This is a genomic window from Intestinimonas massiliensis (ex Afouda et al. 2020) (genome assembly GCF_900626285.1).
GTDB classification, from domain to species: Bacteria; Bacillota; Clostridia; order Oscillospirales; family Oscillospiraceae; genus Flavonifractor; species Flavonifractor massiliensis_A.
The window spans coordinates 1,110,835-1,123,839 of the sequence record NZ_LR131147.1; the positions used below are offsets into that span (position 1 = coordinate 1,110,835).

Sequence of the window (13,005 nt, forward strand, 5' to 3'; positions counted from 1 at the left end):
AAACACCGGAGCCTGCACCTGTGCCATCCTCGGAACCAGAGCTGGAGGTCACGGAGGGAACAGAGACCTATCGAGGCATCCAAATGGGTAATGTACTCCATGCCCGGAGGAGGACATTCATTATCACATCTATGTCCCGGACGGCTATAACGGCAGCAAAGCGTATGCTCTGTTCCTCACACTTCCCGGTTATGAGGGCCTGTACTTCCAGGGCATGGGGCGAAGCCTATATAGCGAGAACTTTGCTTTTGAGGCACTGAATTATAACGACCACATGATTGTAGCTGTTCCACAGCTCAGCGGACTGGGGGGAGACTTCAACTGAGCAGACGATCGCCCTGACGGAGTATCTACTGGGTCATTACAACATCGACCAGGAGCGGGTGTAGGGTCATCTGAAAACTCCCGCTGCAAAGCGGCCTTGCCAAGTTTGTCGTTTTGTTCATGGTATGCCATGATAAAAACAACGCGGGCATCCAATACATATTCATGCTCAGCGCACCAGGTGCAATAATATTTGGCAGCCCGGTGACCGTGACCTATATCCAATCCGTCGTTTATACGGCGAGAGTCTTGAAAGCAGGCAGCCATAGCAAGGGCATCTGCGTCTTGTCCTGACAGATTTTCCCGTTGTGCGAAAAGCAGGCAGAAGAGCAGTACCCGGGCACAGTGTTCTTTTGTGTGCTGCTGACTATGTTGGAGGGAAAACCCCACCTGCTCTGTCAAAAAACGGGACCATATTTTGTAACGCTCTCGAACCAACGCCGGTATGTTCATCTTTCACACACCTCCCGGAGGGAGGAGAGAATGTCGCTCAGTGCTCCGTCCAGACCAAAGGCCTTGTGTTTGATGTTGTCTGCAATGTAGATCTCGCCCATATTGATGGTAACATAGGTGGCGTTGGGCTCCTGATCCACCAAACGCATCAGCGGAGCTTTGATGAGCTGATTGCGCCATCCGATTCCCAACTCCAACACGACCAGCTTTTTTTCGTGATATTGGTTCAGAAAACTCTGGAATCTCTGCGTGGCGCCGTGGTCCGGAACCATATTTGGCCCTGCTGCCATATGAACCTCCATGGGGCCGTTGCAGCGGGGACAACGGGGCACCAAATCAGAGGGGATTCTGCCGTCCTGTTCCGCAGACACCATCCGCTCTGTCAACTCCAAAGTTGGATATAGGGTATCATGGCAGGGACGGGCGCACTGCATAGTCAGCCAGGTTCCCTCGATTTCATAAATCTTCTCCGACTCAAATCCGCTGCGTTCAAAGTGACATTCTCCGTTGGAGGTAAGGACAAAATAGTCCCTGCTGCCCACAATGGCTTTCAGGTCCTGCATGACCTGTGTGGGCTGATACTGTCCGCAGTAGTGGTGGATGAGCCTGCTCCAGAAGGCCCACTTTACTTCTTCTGAGGGCCAGCGGGCTCCCATCCCATGCAGCAGGCACCGAAGGCCGTACTTGTCCTTAAAGTCGCCGAACAAATCCTCAAATGCCTGGTTATCTGCAAAGAGGTGCAGTCCCTCGGTGATGGACAGGCCATTGCTGGCTCCCATCAAGATGGCATCCGCTTTTTGGATTTTCTCTGCGACTGGTCTTAGATCATACATACCGAATCTCCCTTTCCGGACATGTGTGCTGCCGCATCCTGTAAGACTGCGGCAATATCCTCTTTGATGGCCCAACCCTTTTGCGATAATTCTTGGGGCAGAAGCGCGTCTTTTGGGTTGACCGTGATGTAATACGCCTGGGGGAGAGAATAAGTCAGGCTCCAAAAGGGTTCCTGGATGAACATGGGGGTCATGCGCCCCACCCCCAATTCCAGGAAGAGAATTTTTTTGTCCTGATTGGCGATCAGGAACTCATTGATCTTTCTGTATTCTTCCTTGTACTTCTTACCCTCCAAAAAGGTATAACCCCGCACCCAAGGCTCCATTTCCGCACCGCATTTGGGACACCGGGGGATCAATTCTGTTGGGATACAGAGATTTTCGTCAATTGCGTCGTTCATTTCATAAACCATCTCTTTGTTCCAGTAGATCTCGTCGTGGCAGCGGCGGCTGCACTGGTAATAGCGGGAGTCCCCTTGGATGGCGCTCAGCTTGTCTTCCGGTACCACGCGGGTAAACTGAAAGTCCTGGTTGGTGGTCATAATGTGGTAATTCCTGCCCTGGAGCAGCGTCATCAGGTCATAGTAGGGCTGGCCTGTAGGACATTCATACTCCATGTAACCCATTCGGGCCAGGAACGCCCAGTGTGCCTCCGGGGACGGATAACGGTAGTAAAAGCCATTGAATGCGCCAATAAATCCATATTTTCGGTGAAAATCTCCCAAGTATTGCTCAAATATCGCATCGTTTTGATAAAAGAAGTTGAAGCCGCAGGAAGCGGACATACCCGCCGCAGCGCCCACCAAAATTGCGTCGGCCTCAGCAATTTTTTCCAGCAAGACCTGAACATTTTGGCGGTGGACGGCGGAATCTATGGATGTGTTACGGTTCAGCAGCATAGTTGACATGGTACCTCCGACCTGTTATTATAATAATTACATGTCGCAAGCATATCATGTTATTTTATAAATTACAAGTAGGCAACGAAAAATTTTTTGAGGTGAGAGCATGAAATACTCTACCAAGTTGAGCGACGCACTTCATATATTAGCCTTTCTCAATATGGGAGCCGGACAGCGGATCACAAGTGCCAGAATCGCAGAAAGTGTAAAAACGAACCCGGCCTATATCCGGCAGCTGATGGTTGCATTGAAGAGTGCCGGTATTATCACCAGCTCACAAGGACAGGCCAAGGCGGAGTTGACCAGGCAACCGGGCGAGATCACCGTGTTGGATGTCTACCGGGCGATTGAGGGGAATAAGCCCCTGCTCCACTGGGATATTGATACCAATCCGGAATGTGGTGTGGGGATCTATGTGCAGCTGAGCATTGCGGACTTTTACCAGGAGATCCAGAGGGCTGCCGAACAAAAAATGCAGGCCATTAGCCTGCAGGACATCATAGACCGGTACGATAAGAAACTGAATGAACTGGAACAAAAGTCGGAGCGAGAACTTACCCCATGAGGAGATGTTGACAACGAACACGCAGAAAAAGATCGGATTGGTGGTGGAAGGCGGCGGGATGAAGTGTGCCTATAATGCCGGAATTCTGGATGCCTTTCTGGACGAAGGGATTACATTTGATTATTGCATCGGCGTATCCGGTGGATCAGGCAATCTGGCTTCCTATCTGGCGGGGCAAAGAGGCCGGAATCTTCGCTTTTTTACGGAGCACATTCATTCACCCAAATACTTCGGGCTGAGAAGTCTGCTGAAAACCGGAGATCTGTTTGGATTGAAGTACATCTATGGTGAATTGACCCGCAGAGAAGGGGAAGATCCTCTGGATTTTCCCGCTCTGATGAAAAATCCGGCGGAGTACGAGATTGTGGTCACAAACGCGTTGACAGGATTGCCGGAGTACTATGGGCGGGAAATGATGGCGCAGGACGATTACCGCCTGATCATGGCCTCCAGTGCCATCCCGGTTGCTTGTCATCCGGTGAAACTCAACGGGGTGCCCTACTTTGACGGAGGCCTTACCGATGCCATCCCGGTTCGCCGCGCCCTGGAGCAGGGTTGTGATAAGCTGGTGGTCATTCTCTCCAAGAACCGGGACTATGTACGAAAGCCTCAGGGTATGCGCACGCTGTATCGGCGGGCCTGCCGCAGTTATCCCAACATTGTGGATGCCATTGATCGCCGTCATGTGGTGTACAACGACAACCTGAAAGATGTGTTTTATCTGGAGAGGGAGGGGACTGCCTTTGTCTTTGCTGCCAGTGAGCCCATCCATGTGGGGACTTACTCCATGAAAGAGGATGCGGAACGAAACCTGTATGATTTGGGGCTGCGAGATTTTGCCGCATGGAAAAACGATTTATTGGAATTTCTGAGTATTTGACCATAAATGAGCATTAGCAGAAGAAAGGTATGTGAAACAAACGATGGAACCAATGGAACTTTTGACAAGCAGTACGCCGTACAGCGTCTATAACTTTCATCTTCCTCAGAGTCTGAAGAAAAATGCCGAGCAGCTGTGCTGGGAGTATAACCAGCTGCCGCCCGGGCAGGAGGAGCGGCGCAGAGAGATTTTGGAAAAGCTGTTTGGTACATGTAATCCGAAAACCTTTGTGATGCCTGGCTTTCGCTGCGATTATGGATTCAATATCCATACGCACGGACTGGCGTTTATCAATTATAACTGTGTGATTCTGGATACTTCCCCGGTGCATATCGGTGCTAACGCCTTTATTGCCCCCGGCGTATGTATCAGTTGTGTGGGCCACGCCATGTATGCCCAACAACGGGCAGAGGCGATTACCACGTCAGCTCCCATTACCCTGGAGGACGACGTGTGGATCGGTGCCAATGCTGTGATATGCGGAGGGGTCATCATCGGGAAGGGCTCTATTATTGGCGCTGGGAGTGTGGTGACCCGGGACATTCCTGCGGGCGTTGTTGCTGCGGGAACACCCTGCCGGCCCTTAAGACCTGTTACGGAGGCAGACAAGATCGACTTGCATACCGTTTCCTTTTAAAAAACGCCGGAATGATTTGAACGATTGTCAAACCATTCCGGCGTCTCTTGTTGTTTTGGAGAACTCTTGGAAAGCCTCTTGCTCAAGGGATATATTTCATGCCCCACTGGGAGATGGCGTAGAAGATGGGCAGCAGATCCGTGCCCTTTTCCGTCAGGGAATACTCCACTCGGGGCGGGATCTCATTATATTGCTCCCGGTGTACCAGACCATCCCCCTCCAGCTCCTTCAATGCGTTGGTGAGCATGGTGTTGGTGATCGGTTTGAGCATCTTCTTCAGTTCGCCAAACCGCATGGGAGACTGGATGCACAGCTCATAGATGATCTGGAGTTTCCATTTTCCCTGGAGCATCTGGACCACTGGTGTGACCGGGCAGTTTCCGTTTTCAGTCAGGATAACGCTGCCCACTCGTTTTTGAAATTCCTCATAGGTCATGGATTGATTCATAACGCAGCCCTCTCCGTCGGTATGGTTTTTCGTACCAAGTACAAATAATCTGCGTACTTGCACCGTTATTTCTTCTAAGTATAATAATTATATCGGCATCAAAATGGGATGTCAATGATAGAACTAATTGAAAGTGAGGCGCTGATTTATGAAAGAACTGAACATTATGGAGGCCACTGTCTATACCTCCCCCAATCCCCTGACCCTGATCTGTTCCCAGAATGAGGACGGCACCACGAACCTGGCCCCCATCTGCTTCGTGTCCTACCTGTCCTTCAACCCGCCCATGGTCGGCTTTGCCGCCGGCAAGCAGTCCCATACCGGCAAGCGGGTGCGGGAAACCGGCAAGGTGATCGTGACCGTTCCGGGGGAGAGCCTGGCCAAGGCCGTGGTGGCCTGCGGCAGTTCCACCGGTGCCACCTGCCATAAGGTAGAGGAAAACCACATTGAGATGACCTCGGTAGAGGGCAGCGACATTCAGATTCCCGCGGATACCCGCCTTGCTATGGTAGCTACTTTGCAGCAGGCTGTAGAGGTGGGCGACCATATCCTGCATATCTGCCAGGTGGATAAGTTCCTGGGTGATGAGAGCAAACAGGGCCTCTATGCCTGGAATGGCTTTGGAAAAGTAGCCCCTGCGGTAGAAGGCTAAGAAAGAAAAGAACTGGGGGAGATTCCAATGGCGGTGTGCATCAAATCCCAGATTCAAAACATGAATCTGGTCATTGGCTGTACCATCGGCTGCAGCTACTGTTATGCCAGAAATAATGTACGACGGTTCCATATGATTGATGACTTTGAGAAGCCGGAGTACTTCCCCGGAAAATTGCGGCTTATGGAGAAAGCTCGACCCCAGATTTTTCTACTCACTGGAATGAGTGACTTTTCCGGCTGGAGAGCAGAGTGGCGGGATGAGGTATTTGCCAAAATGGAGCGCAATCCCCAACACCAGTATCTGTTCCTGACCAAGCGGCCGGAGGAGATCGATTTCTCTACCCATCTGGATAACGCCTGGTTCGGCGTGACCGTTACCTCTTGCAGGGAAAAGAACCGGATTCCGGCACTGCGGGAGCATATCCGCGGCGGACATTATCACGCCACCTTTGAGCCCATGTTTGACGACATCGGGCCAGTGGATCTCACAGGGATCGAGTGGGTGGTCATCGGAACCGAGACTGGACGCCGAAAAGGAAAATCCATATCTAAGCCGGAGTGGGTGTGGAACCTGACAGACCAAGCCCATGCTCTGGGCATCCCGGTCTTTATGAAGGAAGACCTGCTTCCCATTATGGGAGAGGAGCAGATGATACAGGAATTACCCACCGCATTTCATAAGGTACTGGAGGAACAAGCCAAATGGCAGAAATGATGGAAAACGGTATCCTGATTCGGAATGTAGAGACAAAAAACATCATGACCAAATCCAATCTGCCCGTGGGAGGCTACTCTGTAAACCCCTATGTGGGCTGTACCCATGGCTGTAAGTACTGCTACGCCTCCTTTATGAAGCGCTTTACCGGACACACCGAGCCCTGGGGTACCTTTCTGGATGTCAAACACTGGCTGGAGATCAAAAATCCCCAAAAATACCGGGGACAGCGGATAGTCATTGGCTCGGTGACCGACGGCTATCTCCCCCAGGAGGAGCAGTTTCAAAACACCCGCAAGCTGTTGGAGCAGCTGAAGGACAGCGGGGCGGAGATCCTCATCTGCACCAAGTCCGACCTGGTGGTGCGGGATATTGACTTGCTCCGGGAGATGGGAAAGGTAACCGTTTCCTGGTCCATCAACACGCTGGATGAGGATTTTCGCAGGGATATGGACAAGGCGGTGAGCATTGAGCGGCGGCTCCATGCCATGAAGCAGATCTACGACGCAGGCATCCGCACCGTCTGCTTTATCGCGCCGGTATTTCCCGGGATTACGGATTTCGAGGCCATTTTCCATCGGGTGAAGAATCAGTGCGACCTGGTCTGGCTGGAGAATCTGAATCTGCGGGGCGGATTCAAGCAGGAGATTTTAGACTACATCCAGGAAAAGCATCCGCATTTAACAACCCTGTACCAGGCTATCTACCAAAAGGGTGACCGGAGCTATTTCCGGGGCCTTGAGCAGCAGGCAGAACAGCTGGCGATGGAAAACGGCTGTCCTTTTGTGGACAACGAACTGCCCTATGGCCGGGCGGAGCCGGGCCATCCGGTAATCGTGGACTACTTCTACCACGAGGAAGTCCGCGGCTCGGAAAATACCGGGAGAAGAAGCCGAAACAAATAGAACTGCCGAAGAAGAGCACCTATGTGGTTTTCGATGACAAGAACATCCCGGCCTGTGTTTGATACAGGCCGGGATGTTCCATTTTCCCATATTACGGAATGCCGGGTAATGCACGATTCTCTTCTTGTAAAAGCCTATTCAAACTTTCTGTCATAGAGCAGCGCGGCGATCAGGACCACAAAGCAGGAGCCGGCGTTATGGACCAGCGCTCCTGTGGTGGGCGTCAGCACTTCCATCAGGGATAAGATGATAGCCACGAAATTGATGCACATGGACAGGCTGATGCTGAATTGGATGGTTTTGACCGTTGCATTGGATAGGCGCTTCAGATATGGAATCTTGGAGATATCATCGCTCATCAAAGCTACATCGGCAGCGTCCACGGCGATGTCGCTGCCCATACCTCCCATGGCAACGCTGACATCCGCGGTTTTCAGCGCGGGCGCATCGTTTACGCCGTCGCCGATCATGCATACATTACGATGTTCTCTCTGCAAGGCTTCAATCGCCTGCACCTTTTCCTCGGGCAGCAACTCCGCCCGCACTTCCGAAATACCTACCTGCCGGGCAAAATAATCCGCCGTTCTTTGATGGTCGCCGGTCAGCAGAACCGTACGGGTGTGCATATCTGCCAAGCGGGCGACCATATCCTTGCCTTCCGGGCGCAGCACGTCGGAAAGGGCGATCACACCGATGCAATTCTGCCCATCCGCCACAAGAACGGAGGCCTTTCCCTGGGCGCGCAGCTGCTCCAATACGGATCTTACGGCAGCGCCCGTGGACACCCCGTTTTCCCGCAAAAATGCCTCGCTGCCGCAGAGCAGCTTGCGCCCCTGGATCTCCGCGAAAATGCCCCTGCCCGCAGTCATTTTGAACGAGGCGGACTCCATAACGGGCACTTCTTTTGCCCTGGCACAGGCTACAATGGCCTTTCCCAGCGGATGTTCGCTTTTCGCTTCGGCGGAGGCGGTTAGAGAGAGCAGCGCGATCTCGCTCATGGCTTTATCGAACACAACAATGTCGCTGACGTCCAACCGGCCATAGGTCAGGGTCCCGGTCTTATCAAACGCGATGGTATCCACTTTGCCCATCTTTTCCAGGGCCTCGCCGGACTTAATGATGACGCCGTGCTTGGTCGCCTGGCCAATGGCCGCCATAATGGCGGTGGGCGTTGCCAGCACGAGGGCGCAGGGACAGAACACCACCAGCACCGTGACGGCGGTAATGATATTTTTGGTAAATAGGTATGCCAAAATGGCAATGAGCAGTGCCACCGGCACCAGCCAGCTTGCCACCTTGTCCGCAATGCGCTGCATGGGGGCTTGCTTGTTTTCCGCCTCCTGGACCATACGGATCAGTTTTTGCAGAGAACTGTTTTCACCCACCTTGGTTGCGGTCATGTCAATGGAGCCAAAACGATTGATGGTACCGCAAAAGACCTCGTCTCCCACACTTTTATCCACCGGCAGGGATTCCCCGGTCATGATGGACTGGTCCACGGAGGTCTCGCCATGGATAATGGTTCCGTCCACAGGAATGGTTTCTCCGGGGAGAATCCGTAGGGTGTCGCCTTGCCGGATCTCCTCGGCGGGGATCATTTCTTCTGTCCCATTGTTGATCCGGCGGCCCTTTGTGGGTGCCAGGCGGATCAGCTGATTCAATCCCTTTTTTGCCCGGTTTGTGGTAGCTTCCTCCAAAAGGGCGCCGATGGCCATAATGAAGGCCACCTCACCGGCAGCAAATAGATCTCCGATGGCAATGGCGGCAAACATAGCGATGGAGATCAGGAGTGCGGAAGAGATTTTGCTGATGCCGGGATTATAGATGATCCTCCAGATCGCCAGATACAAAAGGGGGATGCCGCTGATGAGGACTGTGACCCATGCGGGATCAAAGGGCAAGACGCTCAGCTGCATCGGCGTGCCGCCAAATTCCTCTGCCAGATGGGGCACAAGATCAATCAACAAAAAAACGCCTGCCACAATGGTCATAGGCAGCCCGGCAAGCAGGTCATTTATCTTCTTTAACATCGTTTTTCCTCCCATCTGTACGGCATTCCGACTGGCATGTAGTCTCTTGACGGATGCCGGATATTTCCGTACAATAAATGCAATAGCGAACACTTTGTTCTCTTTGATTGTATGAAAGCATGTTAAAAAAAACAATAGACCATTCCTTTCAGGTGTTTGCTACGGAACATTTTGCGGGATTTGTACGGAGGAGGATCAGATGGACCGGCGTCAGCAGAAAACCAGGACGGCTATTTTTTCGGCGTTTACGTCCCTCCTGGCGGAAAAATCATACAGCAAGATTACGGTGCAGGAAATCATCGACGCTGCCAATGTGGGGCGCACCACTTTTTACGCCCACTTTGAAACCAAAGATGATCTGCTGAAAGAGTTATGCGAAGAGCTGTTTGGGCATATCATCGGCAGCGCCATGGACTGTACCCATACCCACGGGCTGTACTCAGACGGGAGCGCCCCGGAATCGGTATTTTGTCACTTGTTGCAGCACTTACAGGAAAATGACAAGAATATCATTGCGTTGCTTTCCTGTGAGAGCAGCGAAATGTTCCTGCGCTTTTTCAAGGACAGCTTGAATGAGCTGGTACGATCCCAATTCATCAATCAGAACCGAAAAGCGAATACCGACATTCCGGAGGACTTTTTGATCAACCATATCTCCGGCAGCTTTGTGGAAATGGTACTGTGGTGGATCAAAGGACACAGGAAACAGACACCAGAGGATCTGGACCGCTATTTTCGTGCTGTCATTGAACCGATCATATGAAAAGACCGCGGCCTGATTTCGAAATGGAATCAGGCCGTGGCTGCTTTTTCTCTTATAAATTCTGCACCCGCAGAGCACGGATGGCGTTCAGGATCGCCAGAATCATGACGCCTACATCGGCGAAAACGGCAAGCCACATATTGGCTACGCCGAAGGCCACCAGGATCAGGCAGGCCAGTTTCACTGCGATGGAGAACACAATGTTCTGGTAGACGATGCCCAGACACTTGCGGGAGATTTTAATTGCTTTGGAAATCTGCAGTGGGTCATCATCCATCAGAACCACATCGGCGGCTTCGATGGCGGCATCGGAGCCCATGGCTCCCATGGCGATGCCGATATCCGCCCGGCGCAGCACCGGGGCGTCGTTGATGCCGTCGCCCACAAAGGCCAGCTTTTCCCGCTCCGGCTTCGCCTGCAAAAGCGCCTCCACCTTTTCCACCTTGTCCGCCGGAAGCAGTTCGCTGTAAACCTCGTCCAGTCCCAGGGAGGCGGCCACCTGATCGGCCACCTTTTTGGCGTCGCCAGTGAGCATCACCGTCTTGCGGACACCGGCGGCCTTGAGCTGCCGGATGGCCTCCTTGCTGTGGGGTTTAACAATGTCTGCGATGACGATATGTCCGGCGTATTTGCCGTTGATGGCCATGTGGATGATGGTACCCACGCTGTGGCAGGAGATGTAGGCAATGCCCAGGCGATCCATCAGCTTGTCGTTGCCGGCCGCGACCTCCACGCCGTCCACCTTTGCGATGACGCCGTTGCCGCTGATCTCCTGAATCTCGGTGACCCGGGAACGGTCGATTTCCTTGCCGTAGGCCCGCTGGAGGCTCTTGCTGATGGGATGGGAGGAGGCGCTTTCAGCCAGCGCCGCGTATTCCACCAGCTTTTCGTCGCTGAGGTCACTGTGGTGGATGCCGTTGACCTCGAAAACGCCCTGGGTCAGTGTGCCGGTCTTATCAAAGACCAGGGTTTTGACTTGAGACAGCGTTTCCAGATAGTTGGAGCCTTTGACCAGTACACCGGCCCGGCTGGCTCCGCCGATGCCCGCGAAGAAACTGAGGGGGATGCTGATGACCAGGGCACAGGGACAGCTGGCCACCAGGAAGGTCAGGGCACGGTAGATCCAGATCTCCCAGGCAGGAGCCAGCCCCATTCCTACCATCTGAACCAGCGGGGGCAGAATAGCCAGAGCCAGCGCCGCATAGCACACCGCCGGGGTATAAATGCGGGCAAACCGGGAGATGAAATCCTCCGACTTGGATTTGCGGGAGGAGGCGTTCTCCACCAGATCGAGGATCTTGGAGACGGTGGATTCCCCAAACTCCTTGCTGGTTTGAATCTTGAGAACGCCGGTCATGTTGATGCAGCCGCTGATGACCTCGTCGCCGGTTTTGGCATCTCGGGGCAGAGATTCCCCGGTCAGAGCCGCCGTGTTCAGGGTGGAAGTACCTTCTACGATCACACCGTCAATGGGCACCTTCTCACCGGGCTGGACAATGATGATGCTCCCCACATCCACTTCATCGGGATCCACCTTTTCCAGCTTGCCGTCCCGTTCCACATTGGCGTAATCGGGACGGATGTCCATCAGATCGCTGATATTGCGGCGGCTTCTGCCCACGGCATAGCTCTGGAACCACTCGCCCACCTGATAGAACAGCATGACGGCGATAACCTCCAGGTACTCGCCGTTTTCATAGACGGCCAAGGCCAGCGCGCCCAAAGTGGCCACAGCCATCAGAAAGTTTTCGTCAAATATCTGCCGGTTGCAGATCCCCTTGGACGCCTTTTTCAGAATGTCGTATCCGATAATCAGATAGTCTATCAGATGGACGGCCAGGCGGATCCACCGGCCAGCTGCTCCCAGCTGGTCGAATGCTTCGGCTCCCAGCGTCTGCAGTCCCAGCAGCAATACGGTGGCGATCAGAATACGCCACAGCATAACCTTCTGCTTTCTGGTCATACCGCTGCTTTTCTTCTGCCCCATGAGCAGCAGAACCACGGATAAAATTGTGACAACGACCAAGAGGCCGCTTTCCAGCAGTTCCTGCATGGTAATACTCCTTTCTGCGATTGCTTCCTCGTGTTCTTGTTCGGGATGAAAAAGCGCCCGAAAGCCTGCGCTGTTCGGGCGCTTTTATGAGCGATTACAGGAAAATCTCGCAGTCAGGCTCCACCTTTTTGCAGGCCTTCCGCACACCGTCCATGACCTGAGCAGCGTCCTGGCCCTCGGCAAACTCCACGATCATCTTCTGGGTCATAAAGTTCACGGTAGCAGCGGCGACACCGGCAGTCTTGCGGGCGGCCTCTTCCATCAGGTTGGCGCAGTTGGCGCAGTCCACTTCGATCTTGTAAGTCTTTTTCATCACAAAAAACTCCTCTCAAAATTTCATTTTTAAGATTAATCACTTGTTTAATCGTTATGGGTGCAGTATAATTTCTGCCAAGAGAGAAGTCAACACCACTGAGAGACTCCCTGCCAAACAGGCGAAAAGTATTTCCAAACGAGCGAAAAAGGAGAGCGTCTATGAAATATCCCTCGCTGCCCCATGCCCATGATGTGCAAGCCGATCTGGAACCGATCGAATCCGGGCTGCGCCAGGCAGAGCGATTTGAAACGGTTGCGGAGCTGTTCAAGCAGCTCAGCGATACCACAAGACTGCGCATCTTTTGGCTTTTGTGCCATACAGAGCAATGTGTCATCAATATCTCCGCACTGATGGAGATGTCCAGCCCAGCCGTTTCCCATCATCTGCGCGTACTCCGCAGTTGCGGTCTGATTGTGAACCGCAGGGAAGGCAAAGAAGTCTATTACCGGGCGGCAGACAACCCGCAGGTGCAGCTGTTGCACAAAACTATAGAACAGGTGATGGCAATCGCCTGTCCGGAGTGAAAG

At 53.0% G+C, this 13,005-nt stretch carries 14 protein-coding genes; 8 read left to right on the top strand and 6 right to left on the bottom strand.

Annotated elements, in window-relative coordinates; all coding sequences use genetic code 11:
* Positions 1 to 773: 773 nt before the first annotated feature.
* Together E0E41_RS05760 and E0E41_RS05765 are read right to left on the bottom strand one after the other, a co-directional pair.
* Positions 774 to 1,556, bottom strand: coding sequence for an NAD-dependent protein deacetylase, SIR2 family (locus E0E41_RS05760; RefSeq protein ID WP_130869126.1), 783 nt, complete (start codon positions 1,554 to 1,556; stop codon positions 774 to 776).
* A 41-nt stretch (positions 1,557 to 1,597) separates the two neighbouring features.
* Positions 1,598 to 2,518, bottom strand: a complete 921-nt coding sequence (locus E0E41_RS05765; RefSeq protein ID WP_242623707.1) for an NAD-dependent protein deacetylase — start codon at positions 2,516 to 2,518, stop codon at positions 1,598 to 1,600.
* A gap of 100 nt (positions 2,519 to 2,618) precedes the next feature.
* Here E0E41_RS05765 and E0E41_RS05770 point away from each other — a divergent pair, with 100 nt between their 5' ends.
* From E0E41_RS05770 to E0E41_RS05780, 3 genes are read left to right on the top strand one after another with little or no spacing between them, the layout of a single operon-like run.
* Positions 2,619 to 3,077: an Rrf2 family transcriptional regulator gene (locus tag E0E41_RS05770; RefSeq protein WP_130869127.1), complete on the top strand. Its 459-nt coding sequence runs from the start codon at positions 2,619 to 2,621 to the stop codon at positions 3,075 to 3,077.
* A gap of 4 nt (positions 3,078 to 3,081) precedes the next feature.
* Positions 3,082 to 3,957, top strand: coding sequence for a patatin family protein (locus E0E41_RS05775; protein WP_130869128.1), 876 nt, complete (start codon positions 3,082 to 3,084; stop codon positions 3,955 to 3,957).
* Between the two features lie 43 nt (positions 3,958 to 4,000).
* Entirely contained in the window at positions 4,001 to 4,594 is a 594-nt protein-coding gene (locus E0E41_RS05780; RefSeq protein WP_130870782.1) for a sugar O-acetyltransferase, read from the top strand.
* Between the two features lie 82 nt (positions 4,595 to 4,676).
* Here E0E41_RS05780 and E0E41_RS05785 read toward each other — a convergent pair whose 3' ends face one another.
* The gene (locus tag E0E41_RS05785; protein WP_087397611.1) at positions 4,677 to 5,042 is read right to left on the bottom strand and encodes a winged helix-turn-helix transcriptional regulator; all 366 of its coding nucleotides are present in this window, start codon (positions 5,040 to 5,042) and stop codon (positions 4,677 to 4,679) included.
* Positions 5,043 to 5,190: 148 nt separating this feature from the next.
* Between E0E41_RS05785 and E0E41_RS05790 the strand changes: the two genes are divergently transcribed.
* The 3 genes from E0E41_RS05790 to E0E41_RS05800 are packed head-to-tail and all read left to right on the top strand — an operon-like array spanning position 5,191 to position 7,316.
* A complete protein-coding gene (locus tag E0E41_RS05790; RefSeq protein ID WP_087397609.1) occupies positions 5,191 to 5,694 on the top strand; it encodes a flavin reductase family protein in 504 nt (167 codons plus the stop codon).
* Between the two features lie 27 nt (positions 5,695 to 5,721).
* Positions 5,722 to 6,411, top strand: a complete 690-nt coding sequence (locus E0E41_RS05795) for a radical SAM mobile pair protein A (RefSeq protein WP_130869129.1) — start codon at positions 5,722 to 5,724, stop codon at positions 6,409 to 6,411.
* The gene (locus E0E41_RS05800; RefSeq protein ID WP_087397605.1) at positions 6,399 to 7,316 is read left to right on the top strand and encodes a radical SAM mobile pair protein B; all 918 of its coding nucleotides are present in this window, start codon (positions 6,399 to 6,401) and stop codon (positions 7,314 to 7,316) included. The genes E0E41_RS05795 and E0E41_RS05800 overlap by 13 nt, the downstream gene beginning before the upstream one ends.
* A gap of 134 nt (positions 7,317 to 7,450) precedes the next feature.
* Here E0E41_RS05800 and E0E41_RS05805 read toward each other — a convergent pair whose 3' ends face one another.
* A complete protein-coding gene (locus E0E41_RS05805; protein WP_130869130.1) occupies positions 7,451 to 9,346 on the bottom strand; it encodes a heavy metal translocating P-type ATPase in 1,896 nt (631 codons plus the stop codon).
* Between the two features lie 199 nt (positions 9,347 to 9,545).
* Between E0E41_RS05805 and E0E41_RS05810 the strand changes: the two genes are divergently transcribed.
* Positions 9,546 to 10,109, top strand: coding sequence for a TetR/AcrR family transcriptional regulator (locus E0E41_RS05810; RefSeq protein ID WP_130869131.1), 564 nt, complete (start codon positions 9,546 to 9,548; stop codon positions 10,107 to 10,109).
* A 52-nt stretch (positions 10,110 to 10,161) separates the two neighbouring features.
* On the opposite strand, the gene E0E41_RS05815 is transcribed toward E0E41_RS05810, so the two are convergent.
* Positions 10,162 to 12,162: a heavy metal translocating P-type ATPase gene (locus E0E41_RS05815; protein ID WP_368019878.1), complete on the bottom strand. Its 2,001-nt coding sequence runs from the start codon at positions 12,160 to 12,162 to the stop codon at positions 10,162 to 10,164.
* 94 nt (positions 12,163 to 12,256) lie between these two features.
* Positions 12,257 to 12,475: a cation transporter gene (locus tag E0E41_RS05820; RefSeq protein ID WP_020989649.1), complete on the bottom strand. Its 219-nt coding sequence runs from the start codon at positions 12,473 to 12,475 to the stop codon at positions 12,257 to 12,259.
* Between the two features lie 161 nt (positions 12,476 to 12,636).
* On the opposite strand from E0E41_RS05820, the gene E0E41_RS05825 reads away from it, so the two are divergent.
* Complete coding sequence (locus E0E41_RS05825) at positions 12,637 to 13,002, top strand: ArsR/SmtB family transcription factor (protein WP_130869132.1); 366 nt, start codon at positions 12,637 to 12,639, stop codon at positions 13,000 to 13,002.
* The last annotated feature ends 3 nt before the right edge of the window (positions 13,003 to 13,005 follow it).